The sequence below is a fragment of the Vibrio maerlii genome, assembly GCF_003415655.1.
GTDB classification, from domain to species: domain Bacteria; phylum Pseudomonadota; class Gammaproteobacteria; order Enterobacterales; family Vibrionaceae; genus Vibrio; species Vibrio maerlii.
This window is the reverse complement of sequence record NZ_QRHC01000002.1, coordinates 472,813-492,497: the sequence shown is the minus strand read 5'-3', so window position 1 is coordinate 492,497 and position 19,685 is coordinate 472,813. Positions and strand designations below refer to the sequence as shown.

17 protein-coding genes are annotated in these 19,685 nt (G+C 44.0%); 10 read left to right on the top strand and 7 right to left on the bottom strand.

The window, feature by feature from the left end:
- Window positions 1-20: 20 nt before the first annotated feature.
- The 5 genes from ugpA (at window position 21) to DPF91_RS03170 (ending at window position 4,487) form a co-directional block, all read left to right on the top strand.
- Window positions 21-902, top strand: a complete 882-nt coding sequence (gene ugpA, locus DPF91_RS03190; RefSeq protein WP_117232975.1) for a sn-glycerol-3-phosphate ABC transporter permease UgpA — start codon at window positions 21-23, stop codon at window positions 900-902.
- A complete protein-coding gene (ugpE, locus tag DPF91_RS03185) occupies window positions 902-1,750 on the top strand; it encodes a sn-glycerol-3-phosphate ABC transporter permease UgpE (RefSeq protein ID WP_117232974.1) in 849 nt (282 codons plus the stop codon). The genes ugpA and ugpE overlap by 1 nt, the downstream gene beginning before the upstream one ends.
- Entirely contained in the window at window positions 1,751-2,854 is a 1,104-nt protein-coding gene (locus DPF91_RS03180; RefSeq protein WP_117232973.1) for a sn-glycerol-3-phosphate import ATP-binding protein UgpC, read from the top strand.
- Window positions 2,847-3,653, top strand: a complete 807-nt coding sequence (locus DPF91_RS03175) for an HAD-IIB family hydrolase (RefSeq protein WP_117232972.1) — start codon at window positions 2,847-2,849, stop codon at window positions 3,651-3,653. Before DPF91_RS03180 ends, DPF91_RS03175 begins: the two co-directional genes overlap by 8 nt.
- A 129-nt stretch (window positions 3,654-3,782) precedes the next feature.
- Complete coding sequence (locus DPF91_RS03170) at window positions 3,783-4,487, top strand: DUF445 family protein (RefSeq protein WP_117232971.1); 705 nt, start codon at window positions 3,783-3,785, stop codon at window positions 4,485-4,487.
- Between the two features lie 85 nt (window positions 4,488-4,572).
- Here DPF91_RS03170 and DPF91_RS03165 read toward each other — a convergent pair whose 3' ends face one another.
- Window positions 4,573-5,547, bottom strand: coding sequence for a Gfo/Idh/MocA family protein (locus tag DPF91_RS03165; protein WP_117232970.1), 975 nt, complete (start codon window positions 5,545-5,547; stop codon window positions 4,573-4,575).
- Window positions 5,548-5,687: 140 nt separating this feature from the next.
- Here DPF91_RS03165 and DPF91_RS03160 point away from each other — a divergent pair, with 140 nt between their 5' ends.
- A complete protein-coding gene (locus DPF91_RS03160) occupies window positions 5,688-6,461 on the top strand; it encodes a sulfite exporter TauE/SafE family protein (protein WP_117232969.1) in 774 nt (257 codons plus the stop codon).
- 119 nt (window positions 6,462-6,580) lie between these two features.
- Here the strand turns inward: DPF91_RS03160 and DPF91_RS03155 are convergent, their stop codons facing one another.
- The 6 genes from DPF91_RS03155 to DPF91_RS03130 all read right to left on the bottom strand — a co-directional run bounded on the left by DPF91_RS03155 (window position 6,581) and on the right by DPF91_RS03130 (window position 12,124).
- Window positions 6,581-6,937 (bottom strand): YibL family ribosome-associated protein, encoded by a 357-nt coding sequence (locus tag DPF91_RS03155; RefSeq protein ID WP_117233198.1) that lies wholly within the window; start codon window positions 6,935-6,937, stop codon window positions 6,581-6,583.
- 137 nt (window positions 6,938-7,074) lie between these two features.
- Entirely contained in the window at window positions 7,075-7,950 is an 876-nt protein-coding gene (locus tag DPF91_RS03150) for an NAD(P)-dependent oxidoreductase (RefSeq protein WP_117232968.1), read from the bottom strand.
- Between the two features lie 136 nt (window positions 7,951-8,086).
- Window positions 8,087-8,803, bottom strand: a complete 717-nt coding sequence (locus DPF91_RS03145) for a YebC/PmpR family DNA-binding transcriptional regulator (protein WP_117232967.1) — start codon at window positions 8,801-8,803, stop codon at window positions 8,087-8,089.
- 98 nt (window positions 8,804-8,901) lie between these two features.
- Window positions 8,902-9,114 carry a DUF3283 family protein gene (locus DPF91_RS03140; protein ID WP_117232966.1) on the bottom strand — a complete coding sequence of 71 codons (213 nt, stop codon included), beginning with the start codon at window positions 9,112-9,114 and terminating at the stop codon, window positions 8,902-8,904.
- 191 nt (window positions 9,115-9,305) lie between these two features.
- On the bottom strand, window positions 9,306-9,503 hold the full coding sequence (locus DPF91_RS03135; RefSeq protein WP_117232965.1) for a PA3496 family putative envelope integrity protein: 198 nt from the start codon (window positions 9,501-9,503) through the stop codon (window positions 9,306-9,308).
- A 656-nt stretch (window positions 9,504-10,159) separates the two neighbouring features.
- A complete protein-coding gene (locus DPF91_RS03130; protein WP_117232964.1) occupies window positions 10,160-12,124 on the bottom strand; it encodes a replication initiator protein RctB domain-containing protein in 1,965 nt (654 codons plus the stop codon).
- Window positions 12,125-13,310: 1,186 nt separating this feature from the next.
- Here DPF91_RS03130 and DPF91_RS03125 point away from each other — a divergent pair.
- From DPF91_RS03125 to DPF91_RS03110, 4 genes are all read left to right on the top strand, one after another.
- Complete coding sequence (locus DPF91_RS03125; protein WP_117232963.1) at window positions 13,311-14,528, top strand: AAA family ATPase; 1,218 nt, start codon at window positions 13,311-13,313, stop codon at window positions 14,526-14,528.
- Between the two features lie 6 nt (window positions 14,529-14,534).
- Window positions 14,535-15,509 carry a ParB/RepB/Spo0J family partition protein gene (locus DPF91_RS03120; protein ID WP_117232962.1) on the top strand — a complete coding sequence of 325 codons (975 nt, stop codon included), beginning with the start codon at window positions 14,535-14,537 and terminating at the stop codon, window positions 15,507-15,509.
- A gap of 126 nt (window positions 15,510-15,635) precedes the next feature.
- On the top strand, window positions 15,636-17,678 hold the full coding sequence (locus DPF91_RS03115) for a GNAT family N-acetyltransferase (RefSeq protein WP_117232961.1): 2,043 nt from the start codon (window positions 15,636-15,638) through the stop codon (window positions 17,676-17,678).
- A gap of 141 nt (window positions 17,679-17,819) precedes the next feature.
- Window positions 17,820-19,493 carry a DUF342 domain-containing protein gene (locus tag DPF91_RS03110; protein WP_117232960.1) on the top strand — a complete coding sequence of 558 codons (1,674 nt, stop codon included), beginning with the start codon at window positions 17,820-17,822 and terminating at the stop codon, window positions 19,491-19,493.
- Window positions 19,494-19,685 lie beyond the last annotated feature (192 nt).

The following is a 19,685-nucleotide window of genomic DNA, read 5'->3' as shown; positions in this document are numbered from 1 at the left end:
CGATTCTCCGGTATACCTTTATGTCATCACAAGTTGTATTCAAGAATAAGTGGCTGCCCTACGCACTGATTGCGCCGCAGCTGGTTATCACCTTAGTCTTTTTTATCTGGCCAGCAGGCCAAGCAGTATTCCAGTCTTCGCAGTTAGAAGATGCGTTTGGAATGAGCCGCGAGTTTGTGGGGTTAGAAAACTTCACCAAACTCGTTAACGATAGCTACTACCTAGATTCTTTTTTCACCACGATGCAGTTCAGCATCAGTGTTGCGGTTCTAGCCTTGGTCAGTGCACTAGTGCTCTCTGCCTTTGCCGAACATATTGTGCGCGGCGCTACTATGTATCGCACTTTCTTAATCTGGCCCTACGCGGTAGCCCCGGTGGTCGCAGGCTCATTGTGGTTATTCCTATTTGATCCAACCATTGGTGTGATCACCGATATGCTGAATTGGTTTGGCGTGAATTGGAACCCAACCCTCAATGGTAGCCATGCCATGTGGATGGTCGTGATCACCTCCACCTGGAAACAAATCAGCTACAATTTCCTATTCTTCTTAGCTGCATTGCAATCGGTACCAAAATCACTGCATGAAGCGGCAGCTATTGATGGTAGTGGTCCAGTAAAGCGCTTTTTAACCATTAGCTTCCCGCTGATTTCACCAACCAGCTTCTTCCTGCTGGTCGTGAACTTCGTCTACGCCTTCTTTGATACCTTCGCCATCATTCATGCGATGACGCAAGGTGGCCCAAGCAACAGCACATCGACTCTGGTTTACAAGGTATACAACGATGGGTTCATTGGACTGGATCTAGGCTCATCTGCTGCACAGTCTGTCATTCTGATGGTCTTAGTCGCGATGTTAACAGTGATTCAATTTAAATATGTCGAAAAGAAGGTGGCGTACTAATGGTAGAAAGAAGACCCCTATTCAATATTTTTTGCCACGTCATTCTAGTACTCGGCATCGTGTCTATCGCCTTACCGGTATGGATTGCACTAGTTGCAACCACCCATGAGAACACGGCCTTTGCCACTGGTACGCCGCTATGGTTTGGTGATCTTGGTTTTAGTGTCTTTCGTGATCTGCTCGGTAACGAGAGCACATACAACAATAATGCACTGCCAATTATGCACATGCTCACTAACTCGTTGATCATGGCACTGTGTATCACTATAGGTAAGCTTACCATCTCGATCATGTCGGCCTATGCCGTGGTGTTCTTCCGCTTTCGAGGCCGAATGATCGCCTTCTGGATGATCTTCTTCACCTTAATGCTACCGGTAGAAGTTCGCATCATGCCAACGTTCGAGGTAATCACTAATCTCAATATGCTTAACTCTTTCTATGGACTCACCATTCCATTGATTGCCAGTGCGACAGCAACCTTCTTATTCCGTCAGTTCTTTATGACAGTACCAAACGAGCTAGTAGAAGCCGCACGTATTGACGGAGCAGGGCCTATCAAATTCTTCTTTGATATTTTGCTGCCCCTTTCACGCACCAATATCGCCGCACTATTCGTTATTACCTTTATCTACGGTTGGAACCAATACCTCTGGCCGCTACTGATCACCACTGACGCTCAGTACTACACCATTGTTATGGGCATCAAACAGATGCTGGGTGTTGTCGATGGCGTGATCGAATGGAACAAAATCATGGCAACCACCATTATTGCAATGTTGCCACCCGTAATTGTTGTTATCGCAATGCAGAAAGCATTCGTTAAAGGCTTGGTAGACTCGGAGAAATAAATGTCGACTTTAACTCTTTCAAACATCGCTAAATGTTACCCAAATGGCTACCAAGCGATCCCCAAATTGAATCTCGATATCCATGACGGTGAGATGGTTGTACTGGTTGGCCCAAGTGGCTGTGGCAAATCAACATTGCTACGCATGCTAGCTGGGCTCGAAGAGATCACCTCGGGTACGCTACACATCGACGAAAACGTGGTGAATGAGCTAGAGCCTGGTGAGCGTGACATCGCTATGGTATTCCAGAACTATGCGCTATACCCGCACATGACGGTATACGACAACATGGCTTATGGGTTACGTAACCGAAAAACACCGAAAGCAGAGATAGAGCGCTTGGTCTCTGAAGCTGCCGAGATGCTGGAACTTAAAGAGCTGCTGGATCGCAAACCTAAGCAACTCTCTGGTGGTCAGCGTCAACGTGTCGCGATGGGCCGTGCAATTGTACGTGAGCCAAAAGTGTTTCTTTTTGATGAACCACTCTCGAATCTTGATGCAAAGCTGCGTGTTCAGATGCGCTTGGAAATCAAACGCCTGCAACGCCGTCTAGGAACAACATCCGTGTATGTTACTCATGACCAAGTTGAGGCAATGACACTCGCTGACAAGCTAGTGGTTCTTAACAAAGGTAACGTCGAGCAGGTGGGTACACCACTTGAAATCTACGACTACCCAGCCTCGCAGTTTGTCGCCACCTTTATCGGCTCACCATCAATGAATATCTTGGAAGGTGAAGTCGCAGTAGATGGCCTAATGCTCGGAGACGAGTTATTTAACATGAACACTCAAACGCTTGACCTTGGTGAAGTGAAGCTTGGTTTAAGACCAGAGCACCTTTACCTCACCACAGAAAACCCTTGGTTCAATGTTGAAGTGGAGCTAATTGAATCATTGGGTGCAGATTTACTGCTTTACTGCAAAACGTTAGGACAAGAATCACAGAAGATGGTTGTACGCGTCGAGGGACACTCAAAGATCGATATTGGCGACACATTGGGTCTCGGAATTGAGCAAGAACACATTCACCTATTTAATACCCAAACGTCAAAGCGAATCGAGCCCAAGACGCAAACCATCCAACAAGAGGTTATTAATGCCTAAGCCATTAGCAGCGCTATCTCACGCTCAGGCCAATGAGATTCAATGGTTACTCACCGATGTCGATGACACCTTAACTTGGGAGGGAAAGCTGCCACCTGAAACTCTACAAGCACTCAACAAGCTTGAGCTTGCTGGGATTAAGGTAGTCGCTGTCACGGGGGCTTGTGCGGGTTGGTGCGACCAAATTGCCAAACTATGGCCAGTGCATGGCGTGATTGGCGAGAATGGCGCATTCTGGATGCGAAAAAGTGAGTCAGGATTTGTGACTCACTCATTAAAGCCACTTTACGAGATGCGAGCGCAGCAGCAGGCGCTGATCTCACTCTTGCAAGAACTACTCAGCGAGTATCCTGGGATCGAGCTTGCCAATGATCAAGCCTTTCGCTTTTGCGATGTGGCGATCAATATCGGACAAGATCGTATACCTGTAAGTAATGACGTCACTACATCGCTACTCAACGCTATACAGCAGCTAGAACTCAATGGTGAAGAAGTAAAAGCGACACAGAGTTCAATCCATATCAACGTATGGGTGGGTGAACATAGTAAGTGTTTCTCGAGTGAAAAGTACTTGGAGAATAATGCAAATGGGCACTCGCTCTCAAGCCTAAACATTGCCTATATTGGCGATTCTCTGAATGATGAATCGATGTTTGCTTGGTTACCGACAACCTTTGGCGTTAACAACATTCAACCTCATTTAGAGAGCTTAAACGCAAAGCCCAAGTTCATCACCTCATCCAAAGGTGGCTATGGCTTTGCTGAGCTGACTGACCACCTACTAACGCTTCGCAGCTAACATCACTGTAACTCTCAATAAGCTAGTGTGGCACCCACACTAGCTTTCATACTCCAAGCAAGTTGACGCTCCCTCCCCCAATGCTGATAGAATCACGCCACAAATTACTCATCCGTTATTTCTGGAACCATGAATAAGAGTCTAATTACCAATTTAATTGCCATCGCAATTCTTGCAGCTGGCTACCAAACGCAAAACGACGCACTGCTGTATGCAGGTCTGTTTGCCTTCTCTGGTGCCATCACCAATTGGTTGGCAATCCATATGCTGTTTGAAAAAGTGCCAGGATTGTATGGCTCGGGCATCATCCCTGCTCGCTTTGAAGATTTTAAAGCAGCGATTAAGAACCTGATGATGGAGCAGTTCTTTACCAACGAAAACATCGACCGCTTCCTTAGCCAAGAAATGAATGGCAAACAGCCAATCAATTTAGAACCGATCATCAACAAGATCGACTTCAACCCAACTTTCGACTCCTTGGTTGAGGTTATTGCCAACTCTCAGTTCGGCGGCATGCTAGCAATGTTTGGTGGCACTGAAGCCCTGCAGCCAATGAAGCAGCCTTTTGTTGAAAAAATGCAAGAGGCCGTCGTTAACATCAGTCAGAGCGATACGGTGAAAAACGCACTAAAAGAGCAGCTAGAATCACCGAAAATGATGGAAGAGATCAGCACAAATATCGAGAATATTATTGACCAACGCCTCAACGAGCTGACACCTAAAATGGTCAAAGAGATGGTACAAACTATGATTAAGCAGCACCTTGGCTGGCTGGTGGTTTGGGGCGGCGTGTTTGGTGGTTTGATTGGCCTAATATCGTCAATGATCGCTTAACGTATCAACTAGTGTCTCGTGTCAACATAGAAAGCAAAATGGGCAATGTCGAAAACACTGCCCATTTTTGTATTGTCTATCTGAATTATTGGTCTGTGGGGAAAACAACGCCCGTTTGCTGACGAATCTCATTGAGTAGCTTCGAGGTAATCAAAGAACGCTGAGTGGCTTCTTCATCCATCTCACCAGCTTTGACACGCTCTGCGAAAGCCTGAGCTTCGTAGAACATGCGGTTATCGTTTTGTTCGACACTCAAATCAAACGGCGCTTTATCACGCTGGTGGAAACGTACCTTATTTGCAATAGAGATCATGTCTACCTGGAGCGTCCCTTCTTCGCCCATGATTTCACTTGGCAAGAAGCTATCGTTAATCTTAGAGTGAGTTAAGACCACATCGAAATCACCATAGTTACAGATAACGCTGCCATGTCCATCAACGCCAGACTCTAGTAGCGTTGCATTTGCCTGCACAGACTTTGGCTCTCCAAACAACGCAACCATGCCCGCTACACAGTAAAAACCGATATCCATAATCGAGCCATTCGCAAACGCTGGGTTAAACGTATTAGGATTTTCTCCATTGAGGTACTTTTGGTAGCGAGAAGAGTACTGGCAGTACTGAATATTGGCTTTACGTAGCTTGCCCACCTTCCCAAGCGAAGATTCCAGGACTTGGAAGTTGGGGATATAGGGTGAGGTATGGGCTTCCATCAACACAATACCTTGTTGCGTCGCTACCTCAAACATCTCACACGCCAGTGCGTAATTAGATGCCATAGGCTTTTCTACAATAACGTGCTTCCCCGCTTTCATCATCTCAATAGCTTGTGGTCCATGGAACGAGTTTGGACTGGCAATGTACACGGCATCGATATCACTTTTTCCCAGTTGTTCTAGTGAATCGTAACTCTGTGCTGCTGAATGCTTCACTGCGAACGCTTGTGCGGTTTCTAGGTTGCGTGAATATACTGCCGCGAGTTCATACTCGCCTGTTTGCTTAGCAGCATCGATAAATTGTTCGGTAATCCAGTTAGTTCCGATGATCGCAAGTTTAATCATGAAGGCCATCCATGTAATTGATTTAATAATTTTTCTCTCAGTATTCTACCAAGGTCACCTGTTTCAGCCACCCTCAATTCTGCTATTGTTTGAACCTCAATGTATCAATCACACCGGACACTCAACGAACAAAGGAACTTATGCTAGAGATCTTATTGCTGTTTTTTGCAGGTGTACTTGGAGGAGTTCTCAACTCAATTGCTGGTGGTGGGAGCTTTATTACCTTCCCAGCCCTACTCTATATCGGCATCCCACCAGTTATCGCGAATGCCACCAACACCTTTGCTTCGTGTGCAGGCTACATTAGTGGTGCTGTGGCCTTTAAAAACGAAATTAAGGCAACTAAAAACAGCTTGGTAGCCATCGTAGTGCTAAGCCTATTAGGTGGGACACTCGGGGCGTTATTGCTACTCCAGACTCCCGAACACGCCTTCTCGACAGCAATCCCATGGTTGCTATTGTTTGCGACTGTGCTGTTTATCTTCGGTGCAAACCTCAACCAAATGTTCAAGCGCATTGGCTCGGGTAATAAGCACGCAGGGGTTGTTGGGCAGGTAGGGTTATTGGCTCTATTCCTACTGATATCAATTTATGGCGGTTTCTTTAATGCAGGGTTAGGTATTATCTCATTAAGCTACTTAGCGCTCGCGGGCTTCAAAGATATCAACCAAATGAATGGGATTAAGCTGCTTATCTCAACGCTGGTTTCACTGGTGGCTATTACCATCTTCATCATCAATGGTTCCATTGATTGGTTTGGTGGAGTGATCGTGATGGCTGGAACATTGCTCGGTGGCTATGGTGCAGCGTCGGTATCTCGATTGTTACCTGGGGAATGGGTGCGAAGGTTTGTGATTGTCGCCAGTGTGCTGATTACTGGCTATTTCTTTTATGACGTCTACTACATCGACTAATCAGCCTAAATTATTAAAAACACAGGTGACTAGATAACATTAGCTACTCGAAAACATTAGCCACTAGAAAACACAAAGGGAACCGCTAGGCTCCCTTTGTTAATTCACAGACTCGAATCTTAAAATGACTTTGGCGCGTAACCCGTCATCACTTTAAGTTGCAGAGCTTTACCAATTTTCGTCATTGGATGAACAACGACTAGGCCTTTCACTGATTTTTTCAGCTTGCCCATGTCAGCTTGTTCAGCTTTAGTAATTTCGCGAGAGAATGGCATATCAAGCAGCGTTTTACGCTCTTTGTTTAGATCGTAGCTTTGCTTGTGCTTAAGAGAAGATAGCTTCTTCTCATGCTTTTCAATTTCATCAGTAAACTTAGAAATCATCGGGCTATCGCCGCGTGACTTCGCCGCATCTAGTTTACGCTTACACGTATCAATACGATTGCTTAGCTGTTGAATCTCGTTTTTTAAGCTCATCTTCTCACCATCACTCATTTCAAGGTCGCGCAGTATAACAGCGTTCTGTCACGACCTCTAATTTAATTAACGTTACTTAAGCTACATTAAACTCTAGGTTTTACAGTGTAAATCGAATGTTAAACCTAGGATTATAATTATAGCTTGGATTCTTTCTCGACCGCTTTCATCAGTACAGAGGTATCCATGCGGCCTAAACCTTCTAGTGAAAGCTCTTTATAAGCCTGTACCGATTTCTCGGTTAACGGAAGCTGAATACCTTGACGCTGTGCTTCATCCAAACAAAAACCAAGATCTTTGATCATCCAATCAATAGCAAAACCAAAGTCGAACTTATCTTGCGACATAGTCACTGCACGGTTTTCCATCTGCCATGAACCCGCAGCACCATTCTTCAAGCAATCTACGAGTGTCGAGATATCAAGACCCGATTTTTCAGCCAGAATCAAACCTTCCGACAAACCGTTAAGTACGCCGGCGATGCAGATTTGGTTGACCATTTTCGCACGCTGCCCCTGCCCTACGACGCCCATCAGCACTGAAGACTTACCGTAAGCATTGAAAACTGGCTGCAGCTCATCAAACAGATCTTGCTCACCACCACACATGATTGTCAGCACGCCATTTTCAGCCCCAGCTTGACCGCCTGATACGGGTGCATCCATGAAACGTACTTCCACTTCAGAACACGCTTTAGAGAGCTCTTCAGCTAAGAGTGCTGAGGTTGTGGTGTGGTCGACAAGAATGGCACCTGATTTCATGTATTGAAGAGCACCAGTTTGTGATGTGGTCATTGAACGTACATCGTCGTCATTTCCCACACACAGCAGCACAACATCGGCATCAGCCACACACTCTTGCAGTGAAGAAGCCGCTATACCTTGATAAGTTTGCGCCCATAAATCCGCTTTAGTCTGAGTACGATTGAATACAGATACCTCAAAGCCAGCTTTGACCAAATGCCCTGCCATAGGAAACCCCATGACACCGAGTCCAACAAAACTTACCTTCATTCTTCACTCCTTTTCGGAAACATGATCAAGGGGGATCATGCTTTCACTAATTGGTATTAATGTGTATGTTGGGATCCAAGGTATAAAAAAACCGAGCAAATAGCTCGGTTTTTATCAATTCATATAATCAAAAAGATTACAGTTCAGCGTTGTGATATACCTGCTGAACGTCATCACAATCGTCAAGCATATCCAGGAACTTCTGGAACTTCTCAGCGTCTTCACCCGCTACTGGCGTGTGTGTCTGAGGTACGAAAGTGATCTCTTCCACATCTAGAGTAAGATCTGGGAACGAAGCATTAAGTGCTGTCTTAGTCTTGAAGAACTCTGTCGTTGGTGCAAATACCGTGATCACACCGTCTTCTAGCTCAACGTCTGTTACGTCAACGTCTTCCATCATTAGTGCTTCTAGAATCGCTTCGTCATCTTCACCCTTGAACTGGAATACAGCTTGGTGAGCAAACATGTGTGAAACAGAGCCTTCAACACCAATCTTAGCGCCCGTTTTAACGAAACATTGGCGAACATCTTGGAAAGTACGGTTACCGTTATCTGTTAGACAGTCAACGATTACACTTGTGCCACCTGGACCAAAGCCTTCGTAACGTGCTGGTACGTAGTCTTCACCACCACCGCCGTTTGCTTTGTCGATTGCTTTATCGATAACGTGAGCAGGAACCTGATCTTTCTTTGCTTTAGCAATAAGGTGCTTAAGCGAAAGGTTCATATCCGGATCAGAACCACCGTTCTTTGCACACATGTAAATTTCTTTACCGTACTTAGAATAAACTTTAATTTTTGCGCCTGCAGTTTTCGCCATTGAGGCTTTGCGCACTTCAAAACTTCTTCCCATCGGGATGTTCTCTCTGAATTCAATTTAACGCGAGGATTTTAGCAAAAAGCAGCATCATTTCAATTTGCCTTTTGCAGGAATGATGAACCATAACGGCCTTAATAGGCAACGTTCATCATTCGCTTATACTTTTCAACGCATTGGTCAAACCATAACTGTTCATGTTCTGGACCGATTTTATTGCGTTGTTCCGTGATTTCTTCCGGTCCTGCTTTTGCTTGCTTAAGCTTCCAAACTAAAAAAGAGGCTTGTTTATCAAGCTCAATCTTGTTTTTCTCATCGGCAGGTAGGTTAGATAGATTGATAGACATATTAAGTAATCCAATCACACTTCACTTTGGCGTGGAAATATAACACAGAAGATAGTCGGTTGGCGGATGAAAAGCGAAAGTTAACCCTATCAAGGTCAATAAATAGATAAATAAAGGGTGGCTCTAGGCCACCCGATGTGTTCTTTGTGTCTATTGGTTAGACACTTCACTGGCAGAATTAAATGCTCTACTTAGTGAATCAGTCCCAGTTCTCTTGCTTCCTCAAGAGTCAGACCACTGTCGCGTATTTCTTTTAATTGTTCAATACGACGACGAGCCTCTGCGGACTTCACACCCTTATTTGCCTTGGGTGCTTCAACTTCGTCCATAAAGTCCCACTTGTTTGCGATGCCAGTCATTTCATCATGATCAATTGAATTAATGGACATCAGAACCTCCGAATAAACCATATCAAGGACGACTCATTGGTATCAAATGCCCATTTTGATGTTAAGTAAATGCGTTCGAAAATGTGAGCTCAGTTATAGTTCAAAACGAAAGACAATAATTCTATCAATTAGCTTTTGCACAAGGGTTCTGAAGTCATTACATTCAAAAGATTCCCCTAAAGAAAACCAATGAGATCTAACTCTCAGTAATTCCCTCTCCTAATTTCCTAATCCCTCTCAATTGGAACGATGATCAAGTAAGTGTCATATTGATTCTGCAGTCTTACCAACGCTATTAACGACGAGGTCTAACGATCAAGCTCAGCCCGAAAGCATGATCAAGGAAATGATGATCATGCTTTCGTAAAGACTGATCATTGATACTGTTTTGGAAGGGCACCAAGAATTTTAGGCAAAAAAAAGCGAGCTCTAAAAGAACTCGCAAAAACATATTCAGAATGAATGTAACAATATGAGCCAATCTATAAATTCATCAGAAAGGACAAAGGTTGTCTATTCGAGATAAATAATAGTCATAGAACCCTGACTCTATGTCAGTGCTTTGTCAGGCTAATGTGCGGATTTGTTCAAACTTTCTCCTACTAGGCAAAGCATGTTAACTCTTGATTCCAAATTATCTTTAGAGCTAAATTTCGTTAAACAGCAATCTCATCCAACACACGATATACCGTGTCATCTAGATGGCCTTCAAAAATTTGTTTACACACTTTACGACGTATCGCCAACCCTGAAATCAACCGCTCAATCGATAAGTGTTTGTTTTCTTGATGCTCATTATAGAGTTCAATGGTTTTACTCAAGGTTTCATACGGCAACACTTCACCATCGACTCGTAGCCAATCTAGCTTCTCTAACAGCTCATGACACTCTTCTTGAATCGAATGGTGTGCATGCCCTGTCATTGCAGATAACGCCGTTATACTGCGTTCTAGGGCCTCTGGAGAGGTATATTTCGTTAGAGTAATCGTTAGTTCATCTGCATTGATCTCTACCGAATGTTTTTTCTGCTTAACACGACGACCTAATTTGCCTTTGTTCGCGTTCTTTTTGCGCTGGATCGGCTCAAATTCGCCGTCAATGATCTCAGAGAACTCTTCAAGCTGCTGTTTGGTGATCATTTCATTACGCAGTGGGTTTGGCAGTGTTGGGGCCATATTACGTTTACCAGCATTGGTAGTACGAGCACGTGAGTATCTAAGTACCTCTTCGACGTCACACTTGATATCGACCTGGTAGTCCGCCATTTTGCCCTCAAGTGAGGTAATTGTGAGGTGATAGCCCCATAAGTTCACCACAAACAGCTCATCATTCCCCTTGCCTTTCGATAGCTTTTTCAGCTCACGAATCAGATCCATAGAGAAACGTCGCCATTCAATATTACGCGCAAGCTTTTGATTTAATTCACTTAGTAACAAGCTATCGGTATGGCGGCGTGCCATTCGACTTCTGAAGTACGAATAGAGTTGGAATACCAAGGTGTGTTGCTTCAATATTTCGGGTGGAAACAGGAAGAAATAATCACGTGTGAGCAGCTCTTCGTAGAACGACGGTTCCCAAACCAAGATGTATAGGTTCGGTTTGATGCGTATAGCGCCGTCAGAGCCCTCAGAAGGTGCTTCTTCCGATGCAGTAATGGTACGGGCTATAAAACGGAAACGATCGCTCTTAAAGCCTTCTGGCATGTTTTCGCTTAACCAACGACCGGTAAGCTCATGAAGCTGGAAATCCGTAAACTCAATTCGATCAATACTGTCACGAATCGAATCGCGAGCTGGACCACTGTCTTTCTTACCACGCAAAGACAAGATATCCGTGATGTACAGCGGTGTTTTGTTGGGTACTTGTTTCGCATTGAGCTGATAATCGACCTGATGGTGCTCATGGTATTGCACTGTAAGCGTGAACAGGGCAAAAAGCGTCATGAGATCATCAACAGTCATGATATTTTTCGAGGATCGTGTTTCGATCACTGCGCGGGTTCCCGAGATCGAAACCATGGATTTTTGGTAGCTCTTACGTGTTCTCGGTGGTGCAAGGGCTTGATCGATGATCCCGGCCCAGTTTGTCGGTGAAACGATAAACTGGTCGGCTTCGTCACGCATCGCTGGTGGTGTGTTCAGGCCATGCTCATTAAGCAACAGCTTGTTAACCTTGGTTTGAGCAAGCGCTTTAGAACGTTTTTTCTTTTCCGTTTGTTTTACCGTTTCGGTTACGAGGCTTGATGCGCCTAAAACAGAAATCAGTTGAGCCGGGTTTACGAACCTATGCAACATTGTTTTTCCTGCTAAGCCTTCTTCAAACTTAACGGGGACTTGTGCAAATAAACCAATATTGACAGCTGAGCGCAGTCTTTGTTGTATGGCCGCTCTTGTTAACTGACCACCAGTCGCATCAACCAAGTCTGTAGTTGATACGTAACCATCTTTACTTGAGAAGCCTTGAAGTGAAATCAAATTAAGTAATTCAACAATACTCTTGGTGACACCTTTGAAATGTTGATACTGCTCTATCCAATCAATCGCGCTATCCGAAACCTCAAAGAGGTGACCATCTTTATGACTTCGAGGCGCTTTTATTAAGATCTTGTTGTCTGATTTCATCCTAAATCCAAATTACACTAGCCGTAATGTGACTATCTTTCCTAAGATAAAGAAAAATAGATCATAAAGAAAGAAAAAGATGTTTTCTTTTAAACTGATCTTTTTGATTTATATGATCTAAATTGATTATATGATCTATTGATCTGGTGAGGTTTTTGCTTTTAAGTTACTGTATATAAAAGAGTAAATTTTTAACCATCCGAAAGCATGATCATACAATCACCTGAAGCATGATCAATGATATCCAGGAACACTGATCAATAACTTACCAAAGCATGATCATGAATATTGGTATCAATGATCAAGCCGAATATGAAAGCATGATCAAAATGTTCATACAGCTTATCCACAGCTGTGTTTTACTTGATCCAATGATTTCTTCTTCCTTTCCGCTGTTTTACGAAACGATGATCAAGGGTGTTCATCATTCCGCTTTGCTAAGTTAGCAATCTGGGTGAGCTTTGATTATTTCTTACTCAACCTAACTAAGTCGAATGGAAAAGACCGAGCTATGGTTATTACTGGCCAATGTCTAACGTATACTCGAAAGCATGATCATGATTGTTCGTGGTAAATTCGATTGAACGGATATCGACTGTGTTCAGCATTCAATGGAGCTAACCATAGTCAGTTGCCCGTTCTATCTACCTTTCACCGTAATTTAGTCTAATAAACTCATGCTTCCGGTGCGCTATTACACTTGATCATTGTTCCGGATTAAAGGATCTTTTTCTCCTTACTGACGATTCTCCATGATTGATCACAAATTCCTTGATCATTGTTCCTTAGAGTCCTGTTCTGTGGATGAATTAGCGCTCCACTATTACCTTGATCATTGTTCCGAATTGCAAACTTCAGTCTCGTTTGATTTATTTGTTCGTTTTATAGCCTGATTAAAGATTAAAGTGACATAGACCGTAAAATAGTGATGACCTTCAATCGTTCCGTTCAGATGAGTTTGATTTACAATGTAAATAAGTGACGTTGTGCTATTTTAAATTTTTGTAACTTCACTCGTAGTTGTCAGATAAATTTAATCCACCTTATGTGTTATATATTGTCAATTTTAGGTAAAAAGCACTTTTATTTGTGATTTGTGTCTAATCTTATATGTTCACCTTTTTATTGTATATTTTGTTTTAAGGTGTACAATTGACTTTATATTCGCTTTTGATGGAACGAGATAATGAAGAGAGAAGCAACGATTGAAAATCTCTACCAGTTGGCTGAACAGACACAACAAGTTCAGGCTGACCGTATTGAGATTGTTTTAGAAGAGCGTAGTGACGAGCATTTCCCACCAATGTCTAAGGCAATGATGGAAACTCGTTCTGGCCTAACGCGTCGTAAGTTAGATGATGCGATCAGTAAAATGGAAGCAGACGGGCACCAGTTTACAAAGAACAACGCCAATCACTATTCTATTTCGTTGCAAGAAGCGCATATGTTAATGGATGCGGCTGGTGTCGATAAATTCCACCAGCGCAAGAAAAATGGTGATAACAAGCCATGGGTGATTAACGTCCAAAACCAAAAAGGTGGTACTGGCAAGTCAATGACGGCAGTACACTTAGCGGCTTGTATGGCATTGAACCTTGATAAACGCTACCGCATCTGTCTTATCGACCTCGATCCTCAGGGCTCTCTACGATTGTTCTTGAATCCTCAGATCAGCGTGTCTGAACACGACAACATTTATTCTGCTGTCGATGTTATGTTGGATAACGTTCCAGAAGATGTCGATGTGGACAAAGAGTTTCTACACAAAAACGTTCTGCTCCCAACCCAATATCCGAACCTGAAGACTATTTCGGCGTTCCCCGAAGATGCAATGTTCAATGCGGAAGCGTGGCAACATCTTTCTCAGAATCAATCACTTGATATCGTTCGTCTACTGAAAGAGAAGCTGATCGATAAGATTGCTGATGATTTCGATGTCATTATGATTGATACCGGTCCTCATGTTGACCCGTTAGTATGGAATGCGATGTTTGCTTCTAATGCTTTGCTTATTCCATGTGCTGCGAAGCGTCTTGATTGGGCATCTACGGTGAACTTCTTCCAGCATCTACCAACGGTTTATGAAATGTTCCCTGAAGATTGGAATGGCCTTGAGTTTGTACGTTTAATGCCAACCATGTTTGAGGATGATAACAAGAAGCAGGTATCGGTATTGACCGAGATGAACTACCTGCTTGGTGATCAAGTGATGATGGCGACGATTCCACGCAGTCGTGCATTTGAAACCTGTGCAGATACTTACAGCACAGTATTTGATCTTACGGCAGGCGACTTTGAAGGGGGTAAGAAGACCCTAGCTACTGCACAAGATGCAGTACAAAAAAGCGCACTTGAACTTGAGCGCGTTCTTCACAGCAACTGGTCTTCACTGAATCAAGGGTAATCATTCATGGCTATTAAAACATCAGATCTAAACGCAAAGCTATTTGGTAAAGCGAATAAGCGCCGTGCAACGACACCTGCTGAAGCGCAGGAAGCGGTAAAAGAACAAGCACAGTTTATTGATTTAGCGGTAGCAGGGGAGGAGATGGTCTCGTTTGAACTGGTTCGTGTTCCTGCTGATAAGGTGGTGTCAGATACCGTCGTTTTTGAAGAGAATGCGCGTGAGCAAAGCTTTTTAAACGAACATGCCTTGTCCGACGTACTCACTTCATTACGTGAGCATGGTCAGCAATACCCTGCAATTGGGCGGAAGAATGATCAAGGTAAAATTGAAGTCCTAGATGGTAGCCGCCGTCGTATGGCATGTATCCTCGCTGAACGCGAGTTCATGATCTATGTAGCTGAAAAGATTGATACGAAACATGCTAAGTTCATGTCAGACGTCGCGAACTCTCATAAACCGCTTTCTCTGTACGAGAAAGGTAAAGAGATGCAAGCAAAGCTTGATAGTGGTGAAGCTGAAGACCAGAAATCGTTAGCGAAAATCTTTCAGTGTAGCGAGGCGTTGGTAAGCGGCGCATTAAAAGCAGCGGCACTTCCATTAGAGCTTCTGCAGGCTTACCCGAATGTTAGTGATTTAGGCCGTCCAACGATTGTTAAGCTGCACAAACAGTATTTCTCATTGACCGAAGAGCAACAAAATACGCTACTGAAGCAATGTGGTGAGGGTGAGAAATTCGTATGGCAACGCAGTGAAGCACAAGGTGTTGCTCGCTTGACTAAAGAAGTGACGGAAACACTTGAGGCTTGGATTACTGAGCTTTTGCCTTCAAAGAAATCTGCATCTGCAAACAAGATTGAACTTGTTAAGGGCCGCGCTTCATACCAACGCAAAGGGAGTAATGTTTCTTTGAATATGAAGAAAGTCGATGATGCTACCATGCAGGAAATTCTTGATTTCATTAAGTCAAAACTAGACTAACTATTTCGAGCAGTAAGCTACTTATCTTTCAAAAGCCGCGAGAGTTCATCTCGCGGCTTTTTCTTTTGTTCGAGGAGATTGAGTTTCTGCTATTATGATTTATTCCTTAATCAAAGACTCTCAACTATGTATCAAGCCTATCTTTCTGAACTTTCCGCTCTTGCTGCTAACCATTTCTGCCGTTTTGGCGTGGTGCTAAAGGGCGATAACGCTTGGAAACATGACACGCTGACTGATTACTTACGGGCTAATGTCGATAGTGTTGAGGCGATTTTCCAGTTGGGAGGGAAAGCGCAGACGGTTGAGCATGAGAATATTACCTGTGTCGCAGCACATAAAGGGCTGGCTTTGCTTGGCCAAGAGTGCCAAGTGTTGATTTGTGATTTCTCTGAAGGATATGATGCCAATAGTTTCTCTGCCGCTATTGGAACCCTTGTGGGGGGCGGTTTACTGTTTGTTGTTGGCTTCGATGAGGGGCTAGGGGAGTTCAGCCAACAATGGGTTACGCAAGTATTCTCCGAGCTTATTTTTATTGAGCAGCGAGAAGAGCTTCCGTTATTGCCGTACGTTACCCGTGAGGGTGATGTTGTTAACGCTCAACACCAGCAACAAATAGCTGTAGATAATATCAAAAAAGTACTCAACGGCCATAGAAAGCGCCCACTGGTTCTCACTGCCAACCGAGGTAGAGGGAAAAGCAGTTCACTAGGGATTGCAGCTGGGCAACTCCTTATGCAGCGTAAGATGCGAATCTTGGTTACGGCACCAAAAATTGCAAATGTTGAGCCGGTATTTTCTCATGCTCTCAGAGTCGAGCCGAGTGCGGCATTAAAGTCGAAGAGCCAGATAGTGGCAGGTGATTCCAGTCTAGAGTTTATAGCGCCAGATGAGTTGTTGTTGAGCCAACCTGAGTGTGATTTGTTATTGGTTGATGAGGCATCTGCTATCCCTCTACCGATGCTAAAGGCGATGGTAGAGCGTTATCATCGCATCGTGTTCTCAACAACCATTCATGGCTACGAGGGTTGTGGTCGCGGTTTTACGCTAAAGTTTCTGACCTGGCTAAAAATACACAGACCAGGGACGAGTGAACAGCATCTTGATGCGCCATTTCGCTGGACTCGTCACGACCCGCTAGAGAGTTGGCATTATCGCGCGATGCTTCTTGATGCTGAGCTAGAGCTACTGTCGGATGTACCAATACAAATATCGCAGTTAACCTGGCGCAGGGTTGATAAACAAGAACTTTTGGACGATATAGACTTTTCACGCCGTGTTTTTGCACTGCTTATCAATGCGCACTATCAAACGACTCCGAATGACTTGTTACTGTTGCTGGACGATGAAAGCTATCAATTGAGTGTTTGTCAGTTCAATAATGGGTCACAAAGGCTTGTTGGCTGTGTATTGACGATTAGGGAAGGAGAGTTAGCACCAGAGCTTGTTGCTGACATTCAACTCGGTCGGCGTCGCCCTAAGGGACATCTAGTGGCCGCGGCAATTGCGAACCATTGCGGCATTACTCAAGCTGCGACCGAGTCTTCACTGCGTGTTTCAAGGATTGCTGTTCATCCTGACTGTCAAGGACAAGGGATAGGGCAGTGGATGCTGAACAAGCTAACCAGTGAGTCGAAAGTTGCTTATCTATCGACCTCTTTTGGCGTAACAACTGAGCTGGCAAACTTCTGGCGTAGGGCGGGTTTTTTATCGGTGCGTCTCGGCACTCAGAGAGATGGTGCGAGTGGTTGCTATTCCATTATGATGGTCAAAGCTAACAATGACGTTTGTCATCAGTGGGCTGCGGTTTTGTCTCATCACTTCGAGCATAACATTCTTGCTTTGCTTGCTAATTCGCTATCTCAATTAGAGCCCGATTTACTAGTCTGTTTGTTATCTAACTCAGCTTATGAAGCTCTGACGGATTTTGAAATAAGTCTATTGAGTCACTACTCTCAGGGGGGGAATAGCTACGACTCATGCGCGCACTTGTTTGGTAAACTCATAAATGAAACCACAGTTGCTACGCTATCAAGCTTGTTTATTAATCGTGTACTTAAAAAAAAGGCTTGGAATGAGGCTATTATAGGTAGTGCTCTGACAGGAAAGAAGCAAGCAGAGCAGCGCTTTAGAACTGAAATTGGCCAACTTTTAGATCACTTTACAGTGTAAATTGGATTCATACCTCGAAACTAGATAAGTCATTATTTACAGTGTAAATCAGCGTGACTTAAGCCTAATATTAGTCAATCACTACTGTAACCGTTGAGGTTTTTAGATAGACTGAACTCCCTTTCTGAGTGACCTATTAATATGTGGCAAGAAATACTCTCTCTGTCTGACGACAAGCAACAAGTGATTGCAACATTAACTCCAGAACTAGATATCGTCGGTGCGCTTAATACCGACGATATGTTTCCTGTTATTGAGGAATTAGGGGCGGCGCATTACTTCTTTGATGAGAAGGCTGCACTTAATTTTATCAATGCATGCAAGGAGCAAACGAAAGCTGCATTTGACGGGTTTTCGGTGGCTTATGTAAAAAATGCTCAGTTGTCGATCGAGCTAGTTGAAGAGGATATGTTGGCCGTCATGCATGTTGTCGGTGCTTATGGTGGTAAAGGGTTGAGTGGTGCTGAAATTATGCAAGCCCTCTCTGAAGCCCATGTAACAAAAGGCATCAATAAACTGGCATTGAAGAAAGTGCTGATGATGAGTCATAAGCTAGGAGCGGGTGATAACTTTTCTCAGCCAGTCGCAAAAGGCAAACCTGCCGTCCAAGGTAAAGATACGCAGTTTCAACCACTTGTAGAAGACATCACTAAGCAAGTTCTTAAGCCGCAAACCGAGAATCAAGATACCGACAAAGTCGATATGAGAGACCTTGGTGAAACTATCACCGTAGCGGCCAATGATCCCTTGATTCGACGAGTACCCTCCACCAAGGGTGAGCCGGGCTATACCGTTCAAGGGAAGATAATCCTACCCGTTGCGGGTAAAGAGATTATGTTAAAACCGGGCAAGGGAACGGCGGTAAGCTCTAAGAACCCAAATATTCTGATTGCGACCGAGGCTGGCCTGCCAAAGATCAGGCCAACAGGCGCAGAGGTCGACAATGCCCTTTGTCTATCAAAAATTGATGCAACGACAGGCCACGTCAAGTTTAAAGGTTGTGTTGTGGTCTCGGGAGATATCGAGCCAGGCATGATAGTTAAGGCGACCGGCAGCATCACTGTCGGTGGTTTCATTGAATCAGCTGAAGTACAAGCTCAGGGTGATATTCTCGTGGGTAAGGGCATTATTGGACATAGTAACCATGAGGAAGGCGAGTTTAGCTGTAAGGTCTTATCGGGTGGTAAAATCACCGCAAATTATGCGCAGTTTTCTATGCTACAAAGCCATAGTGATGTTCAGCTCTCTTTGCATTGCATGAACAACGATATTCGTTGTGGTGGTAATCTGATTGTCCTCGATGCTTCTGAAAAGCATGGCACATTAAGTGGTGGAGAGAGTACGGTTGGCGGATTCGTAACGTGTCTTCAACTTGGTGTTGAAGGCGATACAATGACTCGTGTTCGGGCATTTTCTCGTTATGAGCAATATAAAGAGAAACTCGCTGAGTTAAAAAATAAAAATGGTGAGCTTCAAACGGACATCATGGACATCATCCGCAAGGAGATGGAATACAAGAAGACACCTAAGAGCGAGCGAGATGTAGAAGCCTATGAAACTATGATGGCTGGCAAAGCGAAACTGGTTACCGCTCTTGATAAATTGAAGCTTCAGCTTGAGAGGGTTCAGGCTGAGTTTGATTACAAACTGCAAAACACATTGGTGACAGCCAAAGACAAAGTATTCACTCGAGTTAATGTTTTCTTTGGTAACGAACAGGTACTGACTAAGAAAACCCATGGTCCAAGTGTGTTTGGCTTTGACCAATACAAAATCACTCTTACTTCTATGGTTGAAACCGAAGGTGATGTTTAAACCCAAAAAGTAGTTCAGTATTTAGGGTCTGTTGACCTTTAGAGCTGGTTTTTGCAGCAGTTTGTGGGAAATTTCCACAAGGCAGAGGCTTTGATGTGTAGCTAGCCTACATGAGAAGCCGATAACGCAGTAGAAATGAAGCACAAACGCTGCCCGAAGGGTTCGAACTAGGCGTCCCCGCAAAAATCGTTT